The organism is Nitrosovibrio tenuis (assembly GCF_900109785.1).
GTDB lineage: Bacteria > Pseudomonadota > Gammaproteobacteria > Burkholderiales > Nitrosomonadaceae > Nitrosospira > Nitrosospira tenuis_A.
In genome coordinates, this window is record NZ_FOBH01000001.1 from 126,489 (window position 1) to 153,353 (window position 26,865).

The 26,865-nt window shown below is 55.0% G+C and carries 21 protein-coding genes; 19 read left to right on the top strand and 2 right to left on the bottom strand.

The window, feature by feature from the left end:
• The first annotated feature begins 472 nt into the window (after nt 1–472).
• Both BMX00_RS00560 and lolD read left to right on the top strand, forming a co-directional pair.
• Nucleotides 473–1,720, top strand: a complete 1,248-nt coding sequence (locus BMX00_RS00560; RefSeq protein ID WP_090825812.1) for a lipoprotein-releasing ABC transporter permease subunit — start codon at nt 473–475, stop codon at nt 1,718–1,720.
• Nucleotides 1,713–2,390, top strand: coding sequence for a lipoprotein-releasing ABC transporter ATP-binding protein LolD (gene lolD, locus BMX00_RS00565; protein ID WP_090825815.1), 678 nt, complete (start codon nt 1,713–1,715; stop codon nt 2,388–2,390). Before BMX00_RS00560 ends, lolD begins: the two co-directional genes overlap by 8 nt.
• Before the next feature lie 21 nt (nt 2,391–2,411).
• On the opposite strand, the gene BMX00_RS00570 is transcribed toward lolD, so the two are convergent.
• Both BMX00_RS00570 and BMX00_RS00575 read right to left on the bottom strand, forming a co-directional pair.
• Complete coding sequence (locus BMX00_RS00570) at nt 2,412–3,029, bottom strand: DNA-3-methyladenine glycosylase family protein (RefSeq protein ID WP_090825820.1); 618 nt, start codon at nt 3,027–3,029, stop codon at nt 2,412–2,414.
• 295 nt (nt 3,030–3,324) lie between these two features.
• Nucleotides 3,325–3,795, bottom strand: a complete 471-nt coding sequence (locus BMX00_RS00575) for a DUF2062 domain-containing protein (RefSeq protein WP_245727470.1) — start codon at nt 3,793–3,795, stop codon at nt 3,325–3,327.
• Between the two features lie 306 nt (nt 3,796–4,101).
• On the opposite strand from BMX00_RS00575, the gene BMX00_RS00580 reads away from it, so the two are divergent.
• From BMX00_RS00580 to ftsA, 17 genes are all read left to right on the top strand, one after another.
• The gene (locus tag BMX00_RS00580; protein ID WP_090825827.1) at nt 4,102–6,516 is read left to right on the top strand and encodes a DNA internalization-related competence protein ComEC/Rec2; all 2,415 of its coding nucleotides are present in this window, start codon (nt 4,102–4,104) and stop codon (nt 6,514–6,516) included.
• A gap of 129 nt (nt 6,517–6,645) precedes the next feature.
• On the top strand, nt 6,646–8,877 hold the full coding sequence (locus BMX00_RS00585; RefSeq protein WP_090825830.1) for a RelA/SpoT family protein: 2,232 nt from the start codon (nt 6,646–6,648) through the stop codon (nt 8,875–8,877).
• 1,142 nt (nt 8,878–10,019) lie between these two features.
• Entirely contained in the window at nt 10,020–10,463 is a 444-nt protein-coding gene (mraZ, locus tag BMX00_RS00590) for a division/cell wall cluster transcriptional repressor MraZ (protein ID WP_090825833.1), read from the top strand.
• Nucleotides 10,426–11,415: a 16S rRNA (cytosine(1402)-N(4))-methyltransferase RsmH gene (gene rsmH, locus BMX00_RS00595; RefSeq protein ID WP_090825839.1), complete on the top strand. Its 990-nt coding sequence runs from the start codon at nt 10,426–10,428 to the stop codon at nt 11,413–11,415. Before mraZ ends, rsmH begins: the two co-directional genes overlap by 38 nt.
• Before the next feature lie 57 nt (nt 11,416–11,472).
• Nucleotides 11,473–11,775: a cell division protein FtsL gene (gene ftsL, locus BMX00_RS00600; RefSeq protein ID WP_090825843.1), complete on the top strand. Its 303-nt coding sequence runs from the start codon at nt 11,473–11,475 to the stop codon at nt 11,773–11,775.
• Nucleotides 11,772–13,508 (top strand): peptidoglycan D,D-transpeptidase FtsI family protein, encoded by a 1,737-nt coding sequence (locus tag BMX00_RS00605; protein WP_090825846.1) that lies wholly within the window; start codon nt 11,772–11,774, stop codon nt 13,506–13,508. The genes ftsL and BMX00_RS00605 overlap by 4 nt, the downstream gene beginning before the upstream one ends.
• Nucleotides 13,505–15,061 (top strand): UDP-N-acetylmuramoyl-L-alanyl-D-glutamate--2,6-diaminopimelate ligase, encoded by a 1,557-nt coding sequence (locus BMX00_RS00610; RefSeq protein WP_090825848.1) that lies wholly within the window; start codon nt 13,505–13,507, stop codon nt 15,059–15,061. The genes BMX00_RS00605 and BMX00_RS00610 overlap by 4 nt, the downstream gene beginning before the upstream one ends.
• Nucleotides 15,062–15,063: 2 nt before the next feature.
• Nucleotides 15,064–16,440 (top strand): UDP-N-acetylmuramoyl-tripeptide--D-alanyl-D-alanine ligase, encoded by a 1,377-nt coding sequence (locus tag BMX00_RS00615; protein ID WP_177171728.1) that lies wholly within the window; start codon nt 15,064–15,066, stop codon nt 16,438–16,440.
• A gap of 36 nt (nt 16,441–16,476) precedes the next feature.
• Nucleotides 16,477–17,562, top strand: a complete 1,086-nt coding sequence (gene mraY / locus BMX00_RS00620; RefSeq protein ID WP_090825851.1) for a phospho-N-acetylmuramoyl-pentapeptide-transferase — start codon at nt 16,477–16,479, stop codon at nt 17,560–17,562.
• 12 nt (nt 17,563–17,574) lie between these two features.
• The gene (murD, locus tag BMX00_RS00625) at nt 17,575–19,035 is read left to right on the top strand and encodes a UDP-N-acetylmuramoyl-L-alanine--D-glutamate ligase (RefSeq protein ID WP_090825854.1); all 1,461 of its coding nucleotides are present in this window, start codon (nt 17,575–17,577) and stop codon (nt 19,033–19,035) included.
• Nucleotides 19,035–20,198, top strand: coding sequence for a putative lipid II flippase FtsW (ftsW, locus tag BMX00_RS00630; protein ID WP_090825858.1), 1,164 nt, complete (start codon nt 19,035–19,037; stop codon nt 20,196–20,198). Before murD ends, ftsW begins: the two co-directional genes overlap by 1 nt.
• Before the next feature lie 54 nt (nt 20,199–20,252).
• A complete protein-coding gene (gene murG / locus BMX00_RS00635) occupies nt 20,253–21,335 on the top strand; it encodes an undecaprenyldiphospho-muramoylpentapeptide beta-N-acetylglucosaminyltransferase (RefSeq protein WP_090825860.1) in 1,083 nt (360 codons plus the stop codon).
• Nucleotides 21,336–21,341: 6 nt separating this feature from the next.
• Nucleotides 21,342–22,826 carry a UDP-N-acetylmuramate--L-alanine ligase gene (gene murC, locus BMX00_RS00640; RefSeq protein ID WP_090825863.1) on the top strand — a complete coding sequence of 495 codons (1,485 nt, stop codon included), beginning with the start codon at nt 21,342–21,344 and terminating at the stop codon, nt 22,824–22,826.
• Nucleotides 22,827–22,896: 70 nt separating this feature from the next.
• A complete protein-coding gene (gene murB, locus BMX00_RS00645; RefSeq protein WP_090825866.1) occupies nt 22,897–23,862 on the top strand; it encodes a UDP-N-acetylmuramate dehydrogenase in 966 nt (321 codons plus the stop codon).
• A 51-nt stretch (nt 23,863–23,913) separates the two neighbouring features.
• Nucleotides 23,914–24,834 (top strand): D-alanine--D-alanine ligase, encoded by a 921-nt coding sequence (locus tag BMX00_RS00650; protein WP_281245885.1) that lies wholly within the window; start codon nt 23,914–23,916, stop codon nt 24,832–24,834.
• Nucleotides 24,824–25,537: a cell division protein FtsQ/DivIB gene (locus tag BMX00_RS00655; RefSeq protein ID WP_090825872.1), complete on the top strand. Its 714-nt coding sequence runs from the start codon at nt 24,824–24,826 to the stop codon at nt 25,535–25,537. The genes BMX00_RS00650 and BMX00_RS00655 overlap by 11 nt, the downstream gene beginning before the upstream one ends.
• 76 nt (nt 25,538–25,613) lie before the next feature.
• Nucleotides 25,614–26,852: a cell division protein FtsA gene (gene ftsA, locus BMX00_RS00660; RefSeq protein WP_090825875.1), complete on the top strand. Its 1,239-nt coding sequence runs from the start codon at nt 25,614–25,616 to the stop codon at nt 26,850–26,852.
• Nucleotides 26,853–26,865 lie beyond the last annotated feature (13 nt).

The window sequence follows — 26,865 nt, forward strand, 5'->3', positions numbered from 1 at the left end:
ACGACGAAGGATCCGTTCATATACAGATAAGTTTCCCCGAGTCCGGCGCGGTCTGCTTTTCAAAAAGCATCCCTTGTAGAAATTGAATTCGCCGCATACCGTACCTACACGTTGGTGAACGTGGAGGCAACTTACCTTATTAAGAAAACGGATCGAACGGCATCAGAATTTTCCTGCAAGGCAAAAACCTGCTCAACAAAGAAATGCGTGTGCATACCTCATTCCTGAAAGATTTCGCCCCATTGCCGGGAAGAGCCTTTGTAGTGGGGTTACGAGGAAATTTTTGATGCGGGCTAAAAAGCCGCTGAATCCCGGTTGACCCAGTTGAACAGAAGGTGGAGGTAATCGCCAAGCCAAGCTTGGGCACCAAATGCAGCCAATACACATCCCCGCACTATGCAGTTATCTATTATGCGTGGGCGGAATGTGGCAAACTTCGAGGTTGTCTCTTACATAACCGGTATGCTGATAAGTGTCCTCTTACGAACTCTTCATTGGGCTGCGCTACACGCGCGCCAAGCGCCGCAATCACTTCATCTCTTTTATTTCACTCATATCCTTACTGGGTATTACGCTTGGCATGACAGCGCTTATCACGGTTATGTCGGTTATGAACGGCTTTCAGAAAGAAGTTCGTTCCAGAATCCTGGGCGTGGCATCGCATATTCAGATAAGCGGATTTGACGGCCGGTTACCTGACTGGCATCGGATTGCCGACGAGGCACGCAAGCATCCCGAAGTCGAGGCTGCAGCGCCTTATGTCAGTGCCCAAGGCATGGTTTCGTTCAATAACGTCGTCAGTGGGGTTATTGTAAGAGGCATCTTGCCTGATATGGAAGATCGCGTGGCGGATCTGGGGCGGATGATGATAGATGGAAAGCTTGATGATCTTGTGCCGGGTCAGTTCGGCATTGTCATCGGTCGAGAATTGGCACGAGCCCTGGGGGTATTTACGGGTGACAAGATTGTGTTGATCTCTCCCCAAGGTCAGGTAACCCCAGCAGGTATATTGCCCCGGCTCAAACAGTTCACCATTACCGGAATCTTTGAAGCAGGACATTTCGAATACGACTCAGGCTTGGTTCTCATCCATTTGGCAGATGCCAAAAAGCTCTATCGTATGGAAAATGATGAGGTATCGGGCGTACGGTTGAAATTGCGCGACCTGTTCCTAGCACCTAAAGTCGCGCAGGAACTCGTGTCCATGATTTCCGCCGATGTTCATATCAGCGATTGGACCCGCCAGCACGCAAATTATTTTCGGGCGATACAGATCGAAAAACGCATGCTGTCGCTCATTCTCGCCCTAATCATTGCGGTAGCCGCATTCAATATCGTTTCTACTCTTGTAATGGCAGTGACCGACAAGCAATCCGATATCGCGATCCTTCGTACACTTGGTGCCAGCCCGCGCAGCATCATGAAGGTTTTTATCGTTCAGGGAACGCTTATCGGCATTGTCGGCACTGCGCTAGGGGTGATGGGCGGGGTATTGCTTGCATATAATATTGAAGCAGTTATAGCGGCGATCGAACGCGTGTTCAGCGTGCAATTCCTGTCACGGGAAGTCTATTACATCAGCGAGATTCCCTCGGATCTTCACCTTGCCGACGTGGTAACCGTGGCGGCGGTGTCTTTTGTACTGACATTGCTAGCCACGCTTTATCCGAGCTATCGAGCGTCCAAAGTCAACCCGGCAGAGGCGCTCCGGTATGAGTGAACCTATTATTTCCTGCCGCGGCCTACGTAAGAGCTATTATCAGGGTAAGCTCGAGGTGCCTGTACTCATGGGAATCGACTTGACTATTGCAGCAGGCGAAACGCTTGCTGTGGTAGGCGCATCAGGTTCAGGTAAAAGCACCTTGCTGCACCTGTTGGGTGGACTGGATGCGCCCACCGGCGGCGATATTCGCATAATGGAATACGATATTGCCGCGATTGATGAAGAAGAACGATGCAGACTGCGTAACACGTCGCTCGGCTTCATCTATCAATTTCATCACCTGCTGCCGGAATTCAGCGCCCTGGAAAATGTTGCCATGCCGTTGCTTATCCGGCGCATGAAAAACGGCGAAGCATATGAGCATGCGGCAACCATATTGAAACAGGTAGGCCTCGGCCATCGACTATCTCATACACCAGGGGAGCTGTCGGGCGGGGAGCGTCAGCGCGCGGCGGTCGCGCGTGCGCTGGTTACTCAGCCGGCGTGCGTCCTTGCGGACGAGCCTACCGGCAATCTGGATCGGCACACGGCGGGAGGAGTATTCCAATTGATGCTCGACCTGAATCGCAGTGCGGGCGCAAGTCTCGTTATTGTTACCCACGACCCGGAGCTTGCCGGCAAGGCCGGCCGGGTAATGCGGCTCGAAGATGGCATTCTTGTCGAATAAAGTCCGGCCAGAATTTCCGTCTTAATATTCGACCGGTACGGGTTCGAGGCTCCGCCATAAATACCATGTAGCTACCGAACGCCACGGTTGCCATGGCTTTGCGATGGCCCGCATCTTTAACCGGCTTACAGGCTGGTTCGCGTTATAGTGCATGCTCAAGGCGCGCTGCAACCCGAGATCGTCCATGGGCAGCACGTCGGGACGCAACATATGAAAGATCAGGAACATCTCCGCGGTCCAGCGTCCGATCCCCTTGATTCGGGTCAGTTTATCGATGAGTGCTTCATCATCCATCTCATTCCATGCGGCGGCATTTAATGTCCCGTCAACAAAGTGCCTTGATAGCTCCTGGATATAACCCATTTTCCGGAGTGACAGGCCGCAGTCACGCAATGTCCCATGCTCGGCGTCAAGAATGGCGTGAGGGGTAATATCGCCAATCGCGTTGGACAGCTTTTGCCATATGCTTTCAGCCGCCTTTACGGAGATCTGCTGACCCAAAATTGATCGGGCTAAGGTGCCGAACGCGTCACCCCGCGAATGCAACAGCACACCCTCGAAACGAAGGATCAGCTTCTGCATTACTTCATCGGACGCAGCCAATTCATGGGTAGCCTGTTCCCAATATGGGGGAATCATATACGAACCTTTGACCTGATTTGTTGAATTAATTTGTTATTCATAATGAACCATGCATTTAAAATATGACCTCAGCCCATTGACCTTCCCCAGCCTATTAAATAATGGAAAGAGATTGCTCGCCAACTGCAAAATCTTACAGGTAGACAAGCCTGCGTCTAGGGTACATGGAAAAGTATTCTCCTGGATAGCCTGAGGAACCCTGAACAAATCCTCCGTCGCGCCCGCGCGGGATTTAATTTATTCAGAGGTTCGCTGATGTTGCAGCCGTGGTTTTATCTTATGCAAACAGGACTCAGTGCCGCCGTTGCGCTCGTTTGCGCCACGCATAAATCGCGTAGAATCGCCACCCCGCGCGTACAGCAATATAACCGGTGAGAGAAAGCAACAGTGCCAGCAGGAGCAGGCCCACCAGTAGAGGTTTGCCCAGGGAGACCATCCAGTCCATCAATGCGGGGATCCACTCGCCGATGTTTTTATCCGTCAGATCAAGCTCGTTTTGGGGTAGATCCTTGCCGGCGCCGTTACCGATGGCGAACTCGCCAATGGCATATGCGGCAATATAGATAGGCACGACAGTGAAAGGATTAGAATAAAGCGTTGTCACAACCGCCACCGGAAGATTGACCTTGAACATGACGGCGAACAGTGCAGCAAAAAAGAATTGTATGGGATTACTGCCGGGAATCAGGCCGGCGAACAAGCCGGCCGCCACGCCTCCTGCTACCGACCGGCGGTGCAAATGCCACAGGTTATGATGTTTCAACCGTTCTCCGAATAGCCCGACAAACCGGCTCTGCCGGATCTTCTCATGAGAAGGGAGGTACTTCCTGAAGAATTTTCGCATCTGAATGAGTGTACGGAAATATGGAAGGGACGTGCAAATCTAATCACCATTTATCGCCAATATTGCCGAATTCCAGCCTTCTCATTAATTCCATATTTTCGCCGCAATACTCCAGGTCAGGTCAGGATTTATCACGAGGCGGGGCTCAACGCGGCCAGTCGGGTTTCGTTTTAGTCGCTTCTCTTAAAGCATGAATTGCATGCGTCTCAATCGCAAAAATAGCTGATGCAAATCCACATTCTTGCGTTTGTGCTCGGGGTGGTACTGCTGCAGCAGCAGGCATCGCTGCCCGCAATTTCATGGGCATGGGCGCTATTGCCCGGTGCGGCGTCGGCATTTCTGCTCTGCCGTTCCCACGAGCCCGTTTTTACAACCGCTGGCAAAGTTCTGTTTGCCGCTATTTTCTTGAGCGCGGGGTTCTTCTGGGCGGCTGCTTTTGCCCAGTGGCGCTTGTCAGATGCGCTCCCGCAGGAATGGGAAGGCCGCGATATCCAGTTGGTCGGGGTGGTAGCTGAACTACCCCAGGTTAACGAGCGCAGTCTGCGTTTTGTTTTCGATGTTGAGCAAGCATTTACCGACGGCGCTATCGTTCCAAAGCGGATTTCACTCGCCTGGTATGGCGATCGCGGGACGGATACGAAGACCGAACCACTTCAGGTTAATCTCCCCCATGTTAACGCAGGCGAGCGCTGGCGCTTGACCGTACGGCTCAAGCGTCCACATGGGAGTATCAATCCCCACGGTTTTGATTTCGAGGAATGGGCGCTTGAGCACAATATCCGGGCTACCGGCTATGTGCGTGAATCCGATGAGAATGTGCGTCTGAATGACAGGGTTAATCGGCCCTCTTACCAGATTGAGCGGTTGCGTCAGAAAATTCGCGAGCGTTTCACTCAGGCACTGCCCGACCATGCGTATGCCGGTGTTCTGGCCGCTCTGGCGGTGGGCGATCAGCGTGCTATTCCGGCCGAGCAGTGGCAGATATTCACCCGAACGGGCATAAATCATCTCATGAGTATATCCGGCCTCCACGTGACCATGGTTTCAGGCCTGATGTTCGCACTGGTGTATTGGGCCTGGCGCAGAAATGGCCGCTTGACGCTGTGGTTACCCGCCCGCAAGGCGGCGGCCGTTGCAGGGCTCCTGGCGGCGCTCGGTTATGCGCTGCTGGCGGGCTTCGCGGTTCCGGCACAACGCACCGTTTATATGCTTGCGGTTGTCGCCACCGCTTTATGGTGGAGGCGTTTCACTTCCGCCACGATGATTTTGACCTGGGCGTTGCTGGCAGTCACGCTTTTTGATCCATGGGCCGTACTTTCGCCCGGCTTCTGGTTATCATTCGGCGCGATCGCGACCATCATGCTGGTTTCTGTCGGGCGCATCGGCAGGATGCACTGGATAACCGAATGGGCGCGGATCCAGTGGGCGATCACGCTTGGTCTGATACCGGCCCTTCTCGCAATGTTCCAGCAAGTATCGCTGGTTTCGCCCATCGCAAACGCGATAGCGGTACCGCTGGTGAGTCTGGTAGTCGTTCCCTTGACGCTGCTCGCAACCTTGCCCTTACTCGATTTCATGTTGTTGCCCGCTCACGCCATATTGAGCGGTTGCATGGACCTCATGCAATGGATGAGCGATTTACCGCACGCAGTCTGGAATCAACATGCACCGCCGATGTGGGCAGTTGCGGCCGGCCTCGGCGGTATTATATGGATGTTGCTACCGGGAAGCCTGGGGTTTGTGAGAGGCTTCCCCGCTCGCTGGCTGGGGATGGTGGCGTTACTTCCGATGTTTCTGTCGCTTCCACCGAAGCCGGGACCGGGGGATTTGTGGCTTTCAGTGCTGGATGTGGGACAGGGACTGGCTGTTGTTGCGCGTACGGAAAATCATACGCTTCTCTACGATGCCGGACCGGGTTCCGGATCCGAATCCGATAGCGGCAATCGAATTATTGTTCCTTTTCTGCGCGGGGAGGGGGTAAAACACCTGGATGCAATGGTGGTAACGCATGCCGATACCGACCACAGCGGCGGTGCTTTGTCAGTGCTACAGGCGGTGCCGGTGAAATGGCTGGTTTCATCCTTGAGTAATGATCATCCGATCCAGCTGGCTGCCTCCAAAAAGCAGAGATGCCAGGCCGGCGAAACCTGGCAGTGGGATGGGGTACAGTTTGACATGCTCCATCCGTCGGAGCAGAGCTATAGCAACTCCAGGCTTAAAACCAATGCGCTGAGCTGCGTGCTGAAAATCAGTACGGTCCATGGCAGTGTGCTGCTGCCGTCCGATATAGAAAAACAATCCGAGTATCAGCTGCTTGCACAGGCCGGCCATACGCTTTCCTCAACGGTTCTGGTAGCGCCTCATCACGGCAGTAAAACATCTTCGACCGACGAGTTCATCCATCGGGTAAATCCCAGGCTGGTAATATTCACTGTAGGCTACCGCAACCGCTTCGGGCATCCAAAGGATGCTGTAGTGGAACGCTATCAGGCACTCGGAAGCAGGCTGCTGCGCAGCGATGCCGATGGCGCGATACTGCTGCGTTTTGCGGACGATAATGTTGCCGTCGAAACCTCACGCGCGCTGCGCCGCCGCTACTGGCATGACGTACTGGAATTGACTAATAATTCATATCACTAGCTTAGTGCCGACCGTCGGACAGCGAGCGACTTAAAGAAGACTTCCGGATCCTTGCTTTTTGCGGTGAACACGCAGTTTCCTGTTTTTACTGGTATGGTTGACTCTACAGGATGAGGTGCAACAAGGAGAATGAACGAGCGTTCATACCCATATTCAGAAGCGCCCGCAGTCGTTTCTTCGCCGATCTCGCCCGCCGCCCAGAGTAAACAGGGTGGGCCTTCCTGGCTTGAAATACTGACCCCCATATTTTCCCCGGGCGAAGTTGAGGTATTCGCGCAAGCGCTCGACTTCTGTCTTCCCCTGTATGCAGGCGAACACTTGCCCACTGGCGAGCCGATTGCTCAGCATGTGCACGGCGTGGTGTCGATACTTGCGTCTTTGCGGGTAGATATCGATACCTTATTGGCGGGCGTCCTTTGTGTGGTGCCGGATTATATGGATGAATACAAGGAAGCGCTTCGGGGGTCGTTCAATCCCACTGTAGCTCATCTGGTCGAAGGCGTTGCCCGCATGGGTCGTATCCAGACAATGAGCGCAAGAGGTGGCGGCGCCGTCGGAGATCGCGCACAGGTCGAGGCGTTACGAAAAATGCTGCTGGGGATGGCGGAGGATATTCGTGTCGTTGTTATCGCGCTGGCGGAACGTGTGCAAACGATGCGGTACATTGCCGGGAATGGCATTGCGGAGCGAGCGGAGATTGCGCATGAAACGCTGGACATATTCGCACCGCTGGCCAATCGCCTGGGGCTATGGCGAATAAAGTGGGAGCTGGAGGATTTTTCCTTTCGAATCATTGAACCTCAGCGCTACAAAAAAATCGCTGAATTGCTCGAAGAGACACGCCTCAGCAGGGAACACTATGTTGCCTCGCTGGTGGATATATTGCAGTGTGAATTGCAGCGGACGGGGATCAAGGCTGAAGTAACCGGACGCCCAAAGCACATTTACAGTATCCATAAAAAAATGACGCGCAAGGACAAAGAATTTAAAGAGATCCACGATACCCGGGCGGTGAGGATTCTTGTGGACGAGGTGAAGGACTGCTACGCCGCTTTGGGCGTGGTACACAATTTATGGATGCCCATTCCAAAAGAATTCGATGACTACATCGCCAAGCCGAAAGGCAATGACTACCGTTCATTACACACCACTGTCACCGGTCCGGAAGGGAAAGTGGTTGAAGTGCAAATTCGCACACACGAGATGCACCAGCACTCAGAGATGGGCTTTGCGGCACACTGGCGCTATAAGGAGGGCGCGAAGCGTGATGCGCGGTATGAAGAAAAGATCGCATGGTTGAGGCAGATCCTGGAATGGAAAAGCGATATTGATGACGCGGGAGAACTGGCGGAACATTTCAAAACTGCATTGTTTGAGGAGTCTGTGTATGTGCTGACTCCACAGGGCACTGTGATTGCTTTGCCCAAGGGATCCACACCGGTGGATTTCGCCTATCACGTGCACACCGATCTGGGCCATCATTGCCGAGGCGCAAAGGTCGACGATGTCATGGTTCCGCTTGACTACACGCTAAGCAACGCGCAACGGGTTGAAATCATTTCGACCCGGCAGGGCGGGCCAAGCCGGGATTGGCTCAATCCTGCTTTGGGATATCTGAAGAGTCGGCATGCTCGCTCCAAGGTTAGGCAGTGGTTCGCTCGCCAGGAGCGTGAGCAGTTGTTGGCGCAAGGCCGAGCGTTGGTGTCCAAGGAACTGCAGCGTCACGGCATGACGGCCCTTGGATTAGAGAAGCTGGCCGGCAAATTCGGTTTTACCACGCTGGATGCCTTTCTCTCCGCTGTCGGACGAGGCGATATTAATAACCGGCAGTTGGAAGCGTTTTTACGCGGCGAGACCGAACCATCGGCTCAAGCTGCGGCTTTGCCGGCGGAACGGAAGTCCGTTGCGCCACCCGGGGACGAAGGCGGCATACTGATTGTCGGCGTCGACAAGCTGCTCACAGGACTGGCAAAATGCTGCAAACCGGCGCCGCCCGATCCCATCATTGGTTTTATCACACGGGGACGCGGCGTCACGGTTCACCGCCAAGGGTGCGCCAGTCTGGCGCGGCTCGATGAAGAAGGCGCCGAACGGCTCATTGCGGCAGACTGGGGCTTGTCGAAGGAAGGACGGTATTCAGTCGATATCGAGATCGAGGCGCTGGACAGGCAAGGATTGCTACGTGACATTTCCAACACGTTAGCCCGCGAAAAAATTGACGTTACCGCTACCCGGACCAGAAGCCGGGACGTTACCGCATCCCTGCAATTTACCCTCAAAATTGCTGACCTGGCCCAGTTGCAGCGCGTCCTCGGGCTGATACAAAACATTCCCGGCATCAGATCCGCGTCGCGGAAGTAGGCGCCCCGGAACGTGGCACGAGGGGCCCCGCAAAGCGGGGATCGGGCAGTGGAGGGGCGCCTCGACCGTATTACACTCACTTCCAATCGCATCTTTTTGTCCTTTCGGTCGCGCCCCGGAACGTGGCACGAGGGGCTCCGCAAAGCGGGGATCGGGCAGTGGAGGGGCGCCTCGACCGTATTACACTCACTTCCAATCGCATCTTTTTGCCCTTTCGGTCGCGCCCCGGAACGTGGGACGAGGGGCCCCGCAAAGCGGGGATCGGGCAGTGGAGGGGCGCCTCGACCGTATTACACTCACTTCCAATCGCATCTTTTTGCCCTTTCGGTCGCGCCCCGGAACGTGGGACGAGGGGCCCCGCAAAGCGGGGATCGGGCAGTGGAGGGAATGCCCGACCGCCCTGTTGGGGGCGCCTGCATCCCGCTACGGGGTCGCATCTTCCTGCCGAAGGCAACTGCTCCGCCCTGCGCGGTCGCGCCCCGGAACGTGGCACGAGGGGCCCCGCAAAGCGGGGATCGGGCAGTGGAGGGAATGCCCGACCGCCCTGTTGGGGGCGCCTGCATCCCGCTACGGGGTCGCACCTTCCTGCGGAAGGCAACTGCTCCGCCCTGCGGTCGCGCCCCGGAACGTGGGACGAGGGGCCCCGCAAAGCGGGGATCGGGCAGTGGAGGGAATGCCCGACCGCCCTGTTGGGGGCGCCTGCATCCCGCTACGGGGTCGCACCTTCCTGCCGAAGGCAACTGTTCCGCCGTGCGCGGTCGCGCCTTAATCCGTCCCGTATCATGCTAGAGGTTCACCTTGTACGGTCGCATCCAAGGCCTTCCATGAATTACAGTAAGTTAAGCTGAACCCGATTAACGGGGCAACGGTTTTTGTGCATTCAGTAAGCCCATTTTAATATGTTTAGTTAAATCAGAGAGATAAAGCACTTCATCTTTTATATATTTGTCCTGCCTATTTCGTTTTTTCCTTTGTTATTTAAAGGCTTAGTTTTTTACAGCGCATTAATTTAAGCCTTTGTCTTATAACCGAAAAACCCTTCTTGTTTCCTTGACTTTGCCATTTTTTTTAACTACAGTGGTAAAAAGTGGGTAAAAGTGGAAGAGTTAGGCATCTTCGTCTACGGCAACAAAGGGGATACGATGTTTCGCGGTGGTACGCCTATAAGTCTGGACAATAAAGGTAGACTCGCGGTGCCCGCAAAATACCGAGACGGCTTGATATCCCTTTGCGCCGGTCATTTGGTCATTACCGCCGATCCTTCCAAGTGTTTATTGGTATATCCCCAGCCTATATGGGAGCCGATCGAGCAAAAGCTCAACAGCCTCTCCAGCTTCAATCCACAAACCCGGAGTCTGCAACGCCTTCTCATTGGCAATGCCTGTGATGTGGAAATGGATGGCGCTGGCCGCATTCTGGTACCCCCGCCTTTGCGCCAGTTTGCCGGTTTGAGCAAGGAGGTGGTGCTGGTGGGGCAGGGTGCAAAATTCGAGTTGTGGGATGACGAAAAGTGGAATCTTCAAATGGAAAATGCGCTGGCGTTCAAAGATGGAATTCCACTCGAACTCGACGGTTTTTCATTGTGATGTGGTGGGCTCGGACGCGCACACCACGGTTTTACTCCAGGAAGCGGTGGATGCGCTGGCCGTCAAGCCGGGCGGTACATATGTAGATGGCACATTTGGCCGTGGGGGACACAGCAGGCTGATATTGGAGCGACTCGAAAAAACAGGCAGACTGATCGCATTGGATAGGGATCCGGCTGCTTTGGCTGTGGCGCAAGCGATCGACGACCGGAGGTTTAGCGTATCGCACAACAGTTTTTCGAAAATACAGGAGGTTCTGGGGCAATTCCATGTAGATCGGGTAGACGGGATATTGCTGGATTTGGGGGTATCGTCGCCACAACTGGAAGACGCATCGCGTGGCTTCAGCTTCCGCCTTGATGGTTTGCTCGACATGCGCATGGACATGAGCCAGGGCCAAACGGCGGCTGAATGGCTGGCTTCCGCTTCAGAAGCTCATTTGGAAGAGGTGTTGCGAAACTATGGCGAGGAGCGGTTTGCTAAACAGATTGCAAGGGCGATTGTTGCGGCTAGAGCGCGGCAACCCATGGTCACCACGCATCAGCTCGCTACGCTCGTGGCAACGATTGTGCATGCGCGCGGGCGGGAAAACAAGCAGAACCCAGCGACGCGAACTTTTCAGGCCATACGGATTTATCTCAATCAGGAGCTTGAAAATTTATCGCTAGCCCTGCCGCAATGCGTGCAGATGCTGAACCCGGGCGGACGGCTTGTCGTTATCAGCTTTCACTCATTGGAGGATCGAATAGTGAAACGCTTTATGCGTCAATTGGCGAGTTCTGACGGCATGCCCAGGAAGCTGCCTTTGCGGGCAAACGAGGTGCGGCTTTTGAGCCGCCAAACATTGCGCCTGGTGGGTAAGGCAATCCGTCCTGGTGCGAACGAGGTTGAAAGCAACCCGCGGGCCAGGAGTGCGGTCATGCGGGTGGCGGAACGGATTAACAGAACATAGACGATATAGCGCATAGCGAATGGCCATGCAGCGTATCCGGCTAATGGGAACACTGATGTGATCAGGATAAATATTCTGTTGACCTTACTTCTCATCGCCTGCGCGCTGAGTATTGTATCTTCGCAGCACAAGGCACGTCGGCTTTTTGTGGAGCTGGAAAAAGAGCAGGGGCTGGCGAGACAGCTGGCAGTTGAATGGGGCCAACTGCAACTTGAACAGAGTACTTGGGCAATGCCTACACGGATAGAAAAAATCGCTGTAAACCAGTTCCATATGCGGGTACCGGATGCATCGCGCATTCAGACCATCCCATTGGCAAATTCCAGCGCGGCCGTTTCGGTGGAAGTGCAAAAACCATGACGTCCAGCCGGTTACCTTATATCGCGCTGCCTGCTGGACGTTCCAGGCTATTGGTAGCGTTATTGCTGCTGGGGCTAGCCGGGTTAGCGGGGCGTGCCGCCTATTTGCAGGGAATGCATAACGGATTCCTGCAACAGAAGGGCGAGTCGCGTCACAGCCGGGTAATTGAAATGAGCGCTCACCGTGGAATGATTACGGATCGCCACGGTGAGCCGCTCGCTATCAGTACACCGGTCGAGTCGGTGTGGTCAAGTCCGCAAGACGTGAATGCAACACCCGAGCAATTAAAAAAATTGGCGAGCCTGATCGGAACTGATATCGAAGAAGTTCGTAAGCGCCTTGATGGATCACAGCGTGGACCCGGGCGTGATTTTGTATATCTCAAGAGGCATTTGCCGCCCGATGTGGCGGCCAAGGTGGTCGAACTCAACATTCCGGGCATATTTCTTAAACGGGAGTATCGGCGGTACTATCCCGCAGGCGAGCTGACGGCTCATATGCTTGGCTTTACGGATGTGGATGACAATGGCCAGGAAGGGATCGAACTCGCCTGGCAGGATGATCTTGCCGGTCAACCAGGGAGTCGGCGTGTAATAAAGGACCGCAAGGGGCGTATTGTCGAGGATGTGGAAAACATCCGGCCACCGAGGTCCGGGCGAAACGTCGCCTTGTCAATAGACAGCAAGATTCAGTATCTCGCCTATCGTGAGTTGAAGCAGGCAGTGGAGGCCAACAAAGCCAAGGCCGGTGGAATCGTGGTGCTCGACGCACAGACAGGCGAGGTCATGGCGCTCGTCAATTTGCCCGCGTACAACCCCAACAATCGCGTGGGAATGAAGGGCAGCCGATTCCGTAACAGAGCGCTGACCGATGTATTCGAGCCGGGATCAACACTGAAACCATTTACGATAGCAGCCGCGCTGGAAGCGGGCGGAATAAAACCCGACACCGTATTCCAGACGGCGCCCGGCACATTTTCCATAGGGAAAGCAACGATACGCGATGCGCATAAGGAAGATGCGCTTACGGTGGCGCAAGTGATCCAGAAATCGAGCAATATCGGCTCCGCGAAGATTGCGCTATCACTGCCACCCCAAGCATTATGGGAAATGCTGAGTGACGCGGGGTTTGGCGCGCCAACCGGTACTGGTTTTCCGGGAGAAGTCAGCGGCAAGCTCCGCCCCTACCGTACCTGGCGCCCTATCGAACAGGCAACAATGTCATATGGACACGGCATTTCGGTGAGTCTGCTGCAGTTGGCGCGCGCCTATACCTTATTCTCCTCCGCGGGCGAGTTGAAGCCGGTGTCACTGTTGAGGCTTGACACGCCGATGGAGGGCAAGCGCGTATTGTCGCGGGATACCGCCCACGCCGTGAGTGAGATGCTGGAAATGGTGGCGCAACCGGGGGGAACCGCGCCACAAGCGCGCATCGACGGTTACCGGGTAGCAGGCAAGACGGGCACCGCTCACAAGCCGGAAGGTAACGGTTATGCGAAAAACCGTTACCTTTCCACATTTGTTGGTTACGCGCCGGCTTCCAGCCCACGCTTCGTCATCGCGGTGATGCTGGATGAGCCATCCGCGGGAAAATACTTTGGCGGTGCGGTTGCGGCACCGGTATTCAACCGAGTGATGGCTGGCGCCCTACGCATACGTAACGTGCCGCACGATGCCCCGTCCACCAGCGTGATGTCGATTACAGCAGCTCTCCCTTTGAAGGGCGATGTATGAGTGCAAGATCTGACATTGGGAATTCAAAATTGCCGGCTTATCCGGCGTTTGACTTTCGTGTGCTCGACAATCTGGGGGTCAGGATTACAAACATTGTTGCCGACAGCCGCATGGTGACGACCGGGGATACTTTTCTGGCTTACGGCGGGGAAAAGTCCGACGGCCGCAACTTCATCCCTCAGGCCATCGCAGCCGGAGCCAACGGGATATTATGGGACCCTCGTGGTTTCCCATGGGACTCCGCATGGCGTGTGCCAAACTTGCCGATAGCCAGACTGCGCGCCAAAGCGGGCGTCATTGCCGATCATGTGTATGGTCATCCATCGCAGAAGCTATGGCTCATCGGTATTACCGGAACGAACGGAAAAACTTCCTGTAGTCACTGGATAGCGCAAGCCATGACTGCACTGGGCAGAAAAACCGCGATTATCGGCACCCTCGGTATTGGCTTTCCTGGTGAGCTCGCATCAACCGCCAGCACGACGCCTGATGCAGTGCTATTACAGCGGAAACTGGCGGAGTTGTTTCGGCTCGGGGCGTGCGGCGCGGCGATGGAAGTCTCTTCACACGGGATCGTGCAAGAGCGCATTAATGGCACAACGTTCTCGGTCGCGCTGCTCACGAACCTGTCGCGCGATCATCTCGATTATCATGGCAGCATGGAGACATATGCCGCTGCCAAGGCACGGCTGTTCCGTTGGCCGGGGCTCAAGCATGCGGTTCTGAATCTTGATGACGCGTTTGGGGCTGGCTTGTTGAAGCAAATCGAAGGCGCGGATGCAAGCATAATTGGATACGGATTTGCAGAATTGCGTGACCGAATGCTCGGTTATGAAAAATTCAAGGTGATGCGCGGGCGGAATCTCAAGTCAAGTTCCCAAGGTGTTTCATTTGATGCCGAATTTGAATCTGAACATTTCAAAGTTGAATCCAAGGTAATAGGCAGATTCAACGCATCGAATTTGCTGGGGGTGCTGGCTACTTTGGTGGCCAGCGGCGTCAGGTTGGCGGATGCTGTACAAGTTCTGCATGAGCTAACGCCTGTGCCGGGGAGAATGGAGCAACTAGGAGCAGGCGACCTGCCTCTCATCGTGATCGATTACGCGCACACGCCGGACGCTCTGGAAAAAGTACTGGCTACGGCGCGCGAAATTCTTCATGGTGGTTCTCAGGCGGGAGAAGCGGGAGACCGGAATTCAAGGCTCATCTGCGTGTTTGGTTGCGGGGGAGAACGCGATCAGGGCAAGCGGCCGATCATGGGCGCCGTAGCGACCAGACTGGCTGACGAAGTCATCATCACCAGCGACAATCCCAGGAAGGAAGACCCGAACGTCATTATCAGTGAGATCGCGGCAGGCGCCGGTGTCAACCATGTTATCGAGGAAGATCGTGCGGCGGCAATTTGCCGGGCAATTCAGGATGCGCGTAAAGGTGATGCGATTGTAATTGCAGGGAAGGGGCATGAAGCCTACCAGGAAATAGATGGGCAGAAGCGCCCATTCAGTGATCGGGACGTGGCCCGGCGGGCACTCATGGCGAGGATACCGGCATAACTATGATGAGCGTGCAGGACGCGGCTCGTGCCGTGCATGGTAAATGGTCCGGCGACGACGTGTACTTTACCGGCGTCAGCACGGATAGCCGCACGGTGGGGCACGACGATCTATTCATTGCGTTGATTGGAGATACATTCGACGGGCATGATTTTATTGCCGAGGTGAAAGAAAAGGGCGCTGTCGCGGCGATGGTATGTCATGAATTCCAGGCCCGGGTATCCGAGCCACGGCTTCCTCTGATAGAAGTCGAGAATACCCGCCTGGGATTGGGGCAACTGGCTGCATATTGGCGCGGCCAGTTCAATATTCCGATGGTTGCGGTGACGGGCAGTAATGGCAAGACCACGGTGAAAGAGATGATCGCCTGTATTTTGCGGCACGCGGCCGGCACGACGGCGCAGGCCGGCGGCCCGGATAAGGTACTCGCGACGGAAGGCAATCTCAACAACGATATCGGCATGCCACTCATGCTATTGCGATTGCGCGAACGGCATTGCTATGCGGTCATAGAGATGGGCATGAATCATGCCGGCGAAATCTCTTATTTAACAAGGCTGGCGAAGCCGGATGTCGCGCTGATTACCAATGCAGGGGCGGCGCACGTCGAGGGCCTGGTTTCGGTAGAAGCGGTGGCTCGTGCCAAGGGCGAGATTTTTGAAGGGCTTGACGCATGCGGGACAGCCGTCCTCAATGCCGACGATTTCCATGCTCCGCTATGGCGCAAGCTGGCCGGCAACAGAAAAATAGTGGAGTTTGGTATTGAAGGGTTTCCAGACGTGAGCGCTCGCTATCAGCTCGATTTTTTCAGCACCAGGATGACATTGATATTACCGGACGAGGCCCAGGACGTGGTGCTCCAGGTCCCAGGCGAGCATAACGTACGCAATGCCCTGGCTGCAGCAGCGGCGTCAGTCGCCTTGGGAGTCGGGGTAAAAGCGATCGTGTCGGGATTGAGCGCGTTTAGCGGCGTCAAGGGACGTATGCAGAAAAAACAGGGTTTGCACGGTGCAACGGTGATAGACGACAGTTATAACGCCAATCCTGAGTCGGTAAGAGCAGCATTGTCCGTGCTGGCAAGAGCCCGCGGCAAAAAAATCCTGATACTTGGCGACATGGGTGAGCTGGGCGATGGCGCCAGAGTTTTTCATGAGCGCATCGGTGTGGAAAGCCGTCTCGCCGCCATTGATAAATTATTTACGCTGGGCGAATTGAGTGCTTATGCCGCATCAAGTTTTGGTGCGGGCGCCCGGCATTTCGAGAGAATGGAGGAATTGCTGCCCGAAGTGCAAGAGTTGCTGGCTCCCGACGTCACGTTGCTGATAAAAGGATCGCGTTTCATGAAGATGGAGCGGGTGGTCAAGAGTATCGAATCATGACCTTATGAAAAAACGAGCCTCATCCCGGCGGTTGTCGTGCTGCTAGAGCTTGCGCAATGGCTTGCAAAGGATATACGGGTATTCAACGTATTCAATTACATCACCTTGCGCGCCGTGCTGGCGGCGCTCACCGCGCTCGTGATTTCATTCATTGTCGGTCCCACCATGATACGCAAGCTCACCGCATACAAAATAGGACAATCGGTGCGCGATGATGGACCACAGACCCATCTGGTCAAAGCGGGAACCCCTACGATGGGCGGCGCGCTCATACTGGTATCCATCGCTATTACCACGCTATTGTGGGCGGACCTGAGCAATCGCTACGTATGGGTGGCGCTCGCGACCACGCTGGGTTTCGGCATCATCGGATGGGTCGATGATTACCGCAAGGTGGTTTATCGCAATCCGAAGGGGTTGTCCGCAAGAGCCAAGCTCTTCTGGCAATCCGTCATCGCGATTTCAGTTGCGCTATACCTGGGCTTGACGGCCGAGCTGCCCGCGCAGACGACCATGATCGTTCCATTCTTCAAGCAAGTGGCTATACCGCTTGGCTTGGGGGGATTTGTCGCGCTGAGCTATTTCGTCATAGTCGGCACCAGCAATGCGGTGAATCTGACCGATGGCCTGGATGGTCTAGCCATCCTGCCGACGGTAATGATCAGCAGTGCTTTAGCCATTTTTGCCTATGTTGCAGGCCACGCCGTATTTTCGAAATATTTGGGTATCCCTCATATCCCCCACGCGGCCGAGCTCGCCGTCTTCTGTGGCGCGCTGGCGGGTGCAGGGCTTGCTTTTCTCTGGTTTAACGCTTATCCGGCAGAAGTATTCATGGGCGACGTCGGCGCGCTTGCACTTGGCGCTGCGCTCGGCATCGTGACAGTGATTGTCCGCCAGGAGATCGTGCTGCTCATCATGGGTGGCGTATTCGTGGTGGAAACATTGTCCGTAATGCTACAGGTGGCGTCATTCAAGCTGGTCGGAAAGCGTGTTTTTCGCATGGCGCCGTTGCATCATCACTTCGAATTGAAGGGCTGGAAGGAGAACCAGGTGGTAGTACGGTTCTGGATCATCACAATGATGCTGGTGCTGTTCGGTTTGTCCACATTGAAGTTGAGATAAGACACTCGAGTCATGAATCTGCGCGGTAAAAATGTATTGATACTGGGAATGGGCGAGACAGGTCTCTCCATGGCCAAATGGCTGTTGCGCAAGGGTGCAAACGTGCGTGCGGCTGACAGCCGTAACGTCCCCCCCTGCCTGGATGCGCTGCAAGGTATTCTTCCCGGACGGGGAATATTCGCCGGCGGGTTTGCCCTGGAGGCTTTCGCAGGCATAGACCTGATCGCAATCAGCCCGGGCATAGCTCTGGCGGAGCGTCTGGTGCTGCAGGCGGCGAACCAGGGTATACCTGTCGTGGGTGATGTGGAACTTTTCGCTTTGGCCCTCAAGGAAAAATACGAACAAGGCGAGGGATTGGAATTCGGCGCGCAAAGGCCAAAGATCGTGGCTGTTACCGGTTCCAATGGCAAAACTACGGTAACGGCCATGGTAGGGGCAATGGTAAAAAAAGCCGGGTGGGACACCGAGGTCGCCGGGAACATCAGTCCTGCAATTCTGGATGCGCTGATGCAGCGACAGGATTCAGAGAAACTGCCCCAGGCATGGATATTGGAGGTTTCCAGTTTTCAGTTGGAGACCACGCGCAGCCTCTGCGCGGATGCGGCGGTGGTACTGAATCTGAGCGAAGATCATTTTGACCGCTATGCCGGGATGCCGGACTATGCCGCAGCCAAGGCAAGGATATTTTTAACCGATACTGGCGATGGCAATAATGCTTTCAATGGCGTACAGGTTCTCAATCGTGAGGATTTCCTGGTGCGTGAAATGGCACAGCCCGGAAGAAAGCAGATAACTTTTGGCTTGGATGCGCCCGTTGGCAGTAGCGATTTCGGCTTGCTGCGCAAAGGTGAAAACACCTGGCTGGTGCAAGGGAAAATGCGCTTGATGAAAACAAGCGAGCTTCGTGTTGCCGGTCTGCACAACACAGCCAATGCGCTCGCCGCATTGGCACTATGCCGGGCAATAGGATTGCCTTTTGAACCATTGCTGGACGCCTTACGTGAATTCAGAGGCTTGCCACATCGAATGGAGAAGGTCGCGGCATTTGGCGATGTGGTTTTCTATGACGATTCCAAAGGTACCAACGTGGGCGCGACGGTCGCTGCATTGAATGGCATGGCGCAACGTGTGGTGTTGATAGCAGGCGGCGATGGAAAGGGTCAGGATTTCTCACCTTTGGCGGAGCCGGTTGCTGAGCATGCGCGGGCCGTGGTGCTGATCGGGCGTGATGCCGAAAAGATCGCGGCTGCGATACAGCACCACAAAGTGCCGCTGTATCGCGCCGCAACAATGGAAGAGGCTGTACGAAAGAGCTTTACGCTCGCCTGGAAAGGAGATGCCGTATTGATGTCGCCGGCATGCGCAAGTTTCGATATGTTCAAGAACTATGCCCACCGCGCCCAGGCATTCATAGCGGCGGTAAAGCATGTTGAAACAGAAATTCCCGCTAACGTTCACACCCCATCCAACTGATGATCTATCAGCACGATACCGGGAATCCCCGAAATCTGCCCCATTTTGATCAGTCGTTGATCTGGTCCGCGATATTTTTGCTGAGCCTGGGGCTGGTGATGGTTTATTCGGCTTCCATTTCCATTGCAGAGGCGGGAAGAAGCACAAACGGTTACCCGGCCTATTTTCTTGTTCGGCATGGCGCATATCTGGCGGCGGGTCTGGTGGCTGGGTTGATCGCATTCCAGATACCGATGCGGTTGTGGCAGAAATATGCATTCCACCTTTTTCTACTGGGCGTGCTGTTGCTGGTCTTGGTATTGGTCCCCGGCATTGGCCGCGAAGTCAACGGTAGCCGGCGCTGGATCTCGCTGCTGGTTGTGAACTTCCAGCCGTCCGAGTTCATGAAGCTGTTCATGGTGATTTACGTTGCGAACTATACCGTGCGCAAGGCGGCTTACCTCGGAAACTTTCGTAAAGGATTCCTGCCCATGCTGATCGTCATGCTGATGGTTGGGTTGCTGCTGTTGCTCGAACCGGACTTCGGCTCATTTGTTGTGATTACCGCGATCATGATGGCAATACTCTTTTTGGGGGGCATAAATCTGAAGCTATTCACGGGGCTGATCGGCTTTGTGGTAATGGGCCTGTTAACGCTCATCTGGGTTGAACCTTATCGCATGCAGCGTTTTTTTGGATTCCTGGATCCATGGGATGACCCTTACGGAAAAGGATATCAATTGAGCCACGCCCTGATTGCGTTTGGGCGCGGTGAATGGCTGGGCGTCGGTCTGGGCGGCAGCGTAGAGAAGCTTTTCTATTTACCGGAGGCGCACACCGACTTTCTGCTTGCGGTGATCGCCGAAGAACTCGGTTTCGCAGGGGTGGCAACGGTTGTGGCACTGTTTGCCTGTCTGATCATCCGTGCTTTTGTCATAGGCCGACAGGCGGCTCTACGCGAGCGTTTCTTTCCCGCGCTGCTTGCGCAAGGAATCGGTGTATGGCTGGGTGTGCAGGCATTTATTAACATGGGTGTGAACATGGGGGTGCTGCCCACAAAAGGACTGACGCTTCCGCTGATGAGTTTCGGTGGCAGCAGTATTGTCGTCAGCTGTCTTGCACTGGCCCTGCTGCTGCGCGTGGACTGGGAAAATCGGCAGTTAATGAAAGGTTATGTGGTATAGCCGAAAAGCATATAGCCGAGAAGCAATACTGCGCCGCGGTATAGGCATAAGGGAATGGATAAGTTGATTCATACCATTCTCATCATGGCCGGCGGAACGGGTGGCCATGTTTTTCCTGGACTTGCCGTGGCGGAGTACATGAAAAAGGCGGGCTGGCATGTCGTTTGGCTGGGAACTGAAGGTGGAATGGAAACAATACTGGCACCGCGGCAGGGGCACGACATCGAGATCATACGCTTCTCGGGTTTTCGGCGGAAAGGCGCGGGAACATGGCTGACATTGCCGCTTCGGCTCTCGCTGGCGTTATGGCAGAGCGCCAGAGTGATGCGCAGGGTGCACCCCGATGTCGTGCTCGGCATGGGTGGCTATCCTGCATTTCCGGGAGGCCTGATGGCCTCATTGCTGAAAAAACCATTGCTTATACACGAACAGAATTCGATTCCCGGCCTCGTGAACAGGATATTGGCGAAATTGGCGGATAAAGTTTTGCTGGGTTTTCCCGGTGCCGTCATGACCAATAAGCCAGCGGTATTCTCCGGCAATCCGGTGCGGAGCGAAATCAGCCTGTTGGACGCGCCGGAAAACAGATACGCCGAACGCAGCGGAAAATTGAGGCTGTTAGTAATTGGCGGAAGTCTGGGCGCCCAGGCGTTGAATACTATTGTGCCGCTGGCATTGAAAATGATTCCTGAACCGCAACGGCCGTTGATTACGCATCAGGCGGGAACCAGGCATTTGGAAGATCTTAAAAAGAATTATGCCGAGGCGAGGGTGGAAGGCGAACTGCTGACTTTCATCGAGAACATGGGAGCGCGCTATGCGGAGTGCGATCTGGTGGTTTGCCGTGCAGGCGCTCTTACTGTCGCTGAGCTGGCCGCCGCGGGCGTGGCGAGCATTCTGGTGCCTTTTCCGTACGCCGTGGACGATCACCAGACGGAAAACGCGAAATTCCTGAGTGACAAGGATGCCGCGGTGCTGTTGCCACAAAGCGAACTGACACCGGAAAGGCTGGCGGAATTATTGATGCGATTTACCCGGCCGCAACTTTCAGATATGGCGCGGAAGGCCCGGCAACTGGCGAAGCCGGATGCAACCAGAATCGTGGCGGAAGCATGCATGGAAATGGTCAAGGCATAGGTTGGTATGAAACATAAGGTCAAACGCGTACATTTTATCGGCATCGGCGGCTCGGGCATGAGCGGAATCGCCGAGGTGCTGCTTAATCTGGGATACAAGGTGAGCGGGTCGGATTTATCCGACAGCGTGATTACTCGGCGCTTGAGAAAACTGGGCGCCACGGTACATCTCGGTCATGAGAGCAGTCATGTTGCCTCGGCTGACGCGGTCGTAACCTCTACCGCAATCAAGCCGGATAATCCCGAGGTTGTGGCGGCGCGGGAGCGCAATGTTCCGGTCGTCCCCCGCGCCATCATGCTCGCGGAACTGTTGAGGTTGCGCCAGGGAATTGCTATTGCGGGAACCCATGGCAAAACGACCACCACAAGCCTGATCGCCAGCGTTCTTGCGGAAGCTGGAATGGATCCGACATTTGTTATCGGTGGCAGATTGGAAGCGGCGGGATCTCACGCCAAGCTCGGCCGCGGGGAGTTTATCGTGGTAGAGGCCGACGAGTCCGACGCCTCGTTTCTCCATTTGCAGCCCGTGCTGGCGGTCGTGACCAATATAGATGCCGATCACATGGAAACCTACAGCCACGATTTCGCCAAGCTCAAACAGGCGTTCGTGGATTTTGTACAGCATCTGCCTTTCTACGGCATGGCGGTATTGTGCGTGGATGATGCCAGCGTGCGCGAAATCATGCCTGCCGTTACGAAGCCTATCACAACATACGGTTTGTCCGATACCGCGCAGGTCCGCGCCGCGGATATCCGACATGATGAGGGCCAGATGCATTTTACCGCGCTGATCGGCGTCAACGGCAAAACGCGGAAGCTCAAAATAACCCTCAATCTGCCGGGATTGCATAACGTGCAAAACGCGCTCGCGGCAATTGCGGTGTGCAACGAAGTCGGATTGCCGGACACCGCCATTATCAAGGCATTAGCCGGCTTCAGGGGGGTGGACCGGCGTTTCCAGCGTTACGGGGAAGTTACGTTGCTTGGTAATGGAAATGGCAGGGAAGGAAGTTTTACGCTGATCGATGATTACGGTCACCATCCCGCCGAAATGGCGGCGACGATTGCCGCCGCTCGTGGAGCGTTTCCGGGACGTCGGCTGGTACTAGTGTTCCAGCCGCACCGCTATAGTCGTACCCGCGATTTATTCGAGGATTTCGTGAAGGTGTTATCCAGCCCCGATGTGTTGTTATTGACAGAAGTATATTCCGCTGGCGAAGCGCCGATTGTAGCCGCCGACAGTAAGTCACTTGCGCGTGCGCTAAGGGTGCAAGGCAAGGTGGAGCCGATTTTTGTCGAGACTGTGGAGGAATTACCGGCCGCTATTCAAAGCGTCGCCCATGACAAAGATATCGTACTCGTAATGGGGGCAGGGTCGGTGGGAAACGTGGCACCTCATCTTGTAAACGGGAATCTTGAGCAACCCGCAATCGAAAAAGGAGCAGGAAAAATAAAAAAGGCGGAAGAAGCCAAAGAAGTAAAGGAAGCATAGGAAGTAAAGGAAGTAGGAAGTATAGAGCAGGCCGCTTCTTCAACGGACTGGAACGGTCGCGGGATGAATGATGGATATGTCAGAAATTAAATCAGCGCACGGTATTACATTGCTTCGCGGCGAAATGCGCGTGAATGAGTCAATGAAAAAATATACCTCATGGCGCGCAGGGGGGGCGGCAGAGCGTATTTATATACCAGCCGATCTGACTGACTTTGGCCGATTTTTGTCGAGCCTGGCACCGGACGAACCGGTGTATGTGATAGGACTCGGCAGTAACCTGCTGGTACGTGATGGCGGAGTGCGGGGCACAGTAGTTGTACTGCATGCGCGGCTAAACGAGCTGCGGCTGGAGGGGGAAAATGAAAATGGAATGGTTTACGCACAGGCCGGTCTGGCTTGTGCAAAGGTGGCTCGCTTCGCCGCATCGCACGGTCTCGCCGATGCGGAATTTCTGGCAGGTATTCCCGGCACGATCGGCGGCGCATTGGCCATGAATGCAGGGTGCTACGGTACCGAAACCTGGGAAATTGTTGAAAAGGTGCAAACAATCAGCCGTACAGGTCAATTGCGGGAACGCCCGCCGGCAGATTATGCAATTGGCTACCGGCACGTGGCATTAAAGCCGGAGATGCGCGTTGGGGAATCGAAATCTGGCGATTTTCCGGATGAAGAATGGTTTGTGGGTGGGTGGTTCAGATTGTTGGGCGGCACGCACGATGCATCGCGCCAAAAGATCAAGGAGTTTCTGGTTCGACGTATTGCCAGCCAGCCCTTGAACCTGCCCAACGCCGGTTCAGTGTTTCGTAATCCCCCGGGGAATCGGGCAGCCCGCCTGATCGAGTCTTGCGGGTTGAAGGGATTTCGCATTGGCGCGGCGATGGTTTCACCAAAACACGCGAACTTTATCGTAAATACCGGCGCCGCGACCGCGGCGGATATCGAAGCGGTGATGCGGGTGATAAAACACGAGGTGAAACAGAACACCGGAATCGAGCTGGAGCAGGAGGTCAGAATTATAGGGGTGGCTCTTTGACCACGCTGAATTTCACTACGCCATGAATACCTCTGTCAGGGAAACTCAATCGTGAATCAGGACCGTCATTTTGGAAAAGTGGCTGTTCTAATGGGCGGGCGCTCGGCCGAGCGGGAGATTTCGCTTCAAAGCGGTACAGCCGTGCTTGATGCGCTTCGTCGTCGGGGCGTCAATGCCCACTCCTTCGATCCTTCTGAACAACCCATGGAGGTACTTCTGCGGGAAGGGTTCAACCGCGCCCACATCGCTCTGCATGGACGCTTTGGCGAAGACGGAACAGTTCAGGGTGCGCTCGAACTCATGGGTTTGCCTTATACCGGTAGTGGCGTATTGGCGAGTGCTCTGGCTATGGATAAATGGCGCACCAAGTTGCTATGGCAGGCGGCAGGGATCAATACACCGCGGCATGTGCTGCTTACTGAGCAAAGCGACTTTGAGGCGGTTGCAGAAGAGCTCGGCCTGCCACTGATTATCAAGCCTTCGCGAGAGGGGTCAACCATAGGCTTGAGCAAGATAACCTCTGTGAAGGACTTGCCGGCAGCATGGCTGTTGGCAGCGAGACACGACACGCTCGTATTGGCGGAGCAGTTTATCGAAGGGATGGAACTTACCGCGGCTATTCTCGGCGACACGGCCTTACCCCTGGTGAGAATTCAGGTAAAGGGCGGCTTGTACGATTACGAGGCCAAATATCTTTCAGACAGGACGCAATATTTTTGCCCGAGCGGTCTATCGGCTGCGGAGGAGCATGCGATCCAGATACAGGCGCTGCAAGCACATCGCATCTTGGGTTGTGAGGGATGGGGACGAGTGGACGTAATGCTGGATGAATCAGGAGAGCCGTATCTCCTCGAGACTAATACTTCCCCCGGCATGACCAGCCACAGCCTCGTGCCGATGGCAGCCAGGGCCGCGGGAATTTCATTCGAAGAATTGGTGCTCAGAATACTGGACCTTGCTCATGTGGGATAACCACCAAATGCTGGGCTTCCTGGCAAACTCATTATTTGCTCTGGCTGCGCTGATCGCTGGATATTTCATCAGCAAATGGGCCATCAATCTGCCGGTTTTTCCCTTGAAGGTAGTGAGCGTTAGCAGTACCGGTACCCGCAACAGCGACCTAGCTGGGGCAAAGCATGTCACGCGAGAACAGATTGAGGATGCGGTCCGCAGTCAGGTCAGGGGAAATTTCTTTACGGTTGATTTGGCAGCGGTGCGCAATGCATTCAGAAAATTGCCATGGGTACGTACTGCCAATGTACGCCGGGTCTGGCCGCAGGGTCTTGACGTGACGCTTGAGGAGCATGTGGCGCTGGCACGCTGGGGCACCGCCGCACTGGTCGACACCCATGGGGAAATTTTTAATGCTGCCTCCGATGAGCAATTGCCTCTATTTGACGGGCCGGAGGAAAGCTCAAGCGATATGGTAGGACAGTACCACGTGTTTTCGAAATTGCTGCGGCCACTGGAGCAGTACGTTGATTATATGAAACTTTCTCCTCGCCGGGCATGGCAAATTCGTCTGGGAAATGGAACCGTGCTCGAGCTGGGACGCGAACAAATGGGAGCCCGGCTGGGGCGCTACGTGCTGGCACATGCTCACGGCATGGTGCAGCTCAATCCGCGATTGAGTTATGTGGACCTGCGCTATTCCAATGGTTTCGCCGCCCGATAAGCGTGAGCAGAAGAGATATGGGCAAGAGCAATAGGAATTGGAAGAAAAGATATGAGATTTTTAGATTGCCGGGCAGATGAACAGAAGTAACGAAACGAAAAATCTGATCGTCGGCCTCGACATCGGGACATCGAAAATTATTGCCATTGTTGCGGAGGTGAAGCCCGAGGGCGGATTCGAAGTGATTGGTATGGGAAGCCATCCCTCGCGCGGCTTGAAGAAAGGCGTGGTCGTCAATATCGAGACTACCGTAAGCGCGATCCAGCGCGCGCTTGAAGAGGCGGAGCTGATGGCCGACTGTAAGATCCGCGAGGTTTATACCGGGATTGCCGGTAGCCATATCAAAAGCTTCAATTCGCACGGAATGGTGGCGATCAAGGATAAGGAGGTATCGCGGCTGGACGTGGATCGCGTCATGGAAACCGCAAAGGCCGTGAATATTCTCAATGATCAACAGGTTCTACATGTGCTCAATCAGGAATTCATCATAGATGGACAGGAGGATGTGCGTGAGCCCATCGGCATGAGCGGCATCCGCCTGGAGGTGAAAGTGCACATCGTCACGGGTGCTGTATCCGCGGCGCAGAACATTATGAAGTGTGTGCGTCGCTGCGGTCTGGAAGTGCGTGATCTGGTGTTGCAACCGCTCGCTTCGGCAATGGCCGTGCTGTCTGAAGATGAGAAGGATCTGGGTGTCTGCCTGGTGGACATCGGGGGTGGGACCACCGATATCGCGGTATTTACTCACGGCGCCATTCGCCATACCGCGGTGATTCCGATTGCAGGAGACCAGATTACAAATGACATCGCGATGGCGCTTCGCACTCCGACCAAAGACGCCGAGGATATCAAATGCCGCTATGGCTGCGCCCTGCGCACGATGGCGGATCCGCATGACATGGTTGAGGTAGCAGGCGTGGGTGACCGGGGAACGCGGCAGCTCTCCAGGCAAACGCTGGCGGAAGTCATCGAGCCGCGTGCGGAGGAGCTCTATTCTCTGGTGCAGGCTGAATTGCGCCGTAGTGGTCTCGAAGAGCTGCTGTCATCCGGGATTGTCATCACGGGCGGCAGCAGCTCGCTTCAAGGCATGGTGGAACTTGGCGAAGAGATATTTCACATGCCCGTACGGCTTGGCTTACCCCATTATCGGGGAGGTCTGGAAGAGGTGGTGCTTACGCCACGATGCTCCACAGGTATCGGACTGATCCTTGCGGGAATGGAGCAGCTTCAAAGGCACCAGCATACCAGGCTCCAGGGTAATTCATTCAAGCGCATTCTGGAAAGGATGAGGAGCTGGTTTCAGGTCAATTTTTAGTGTTCCGGAAGGA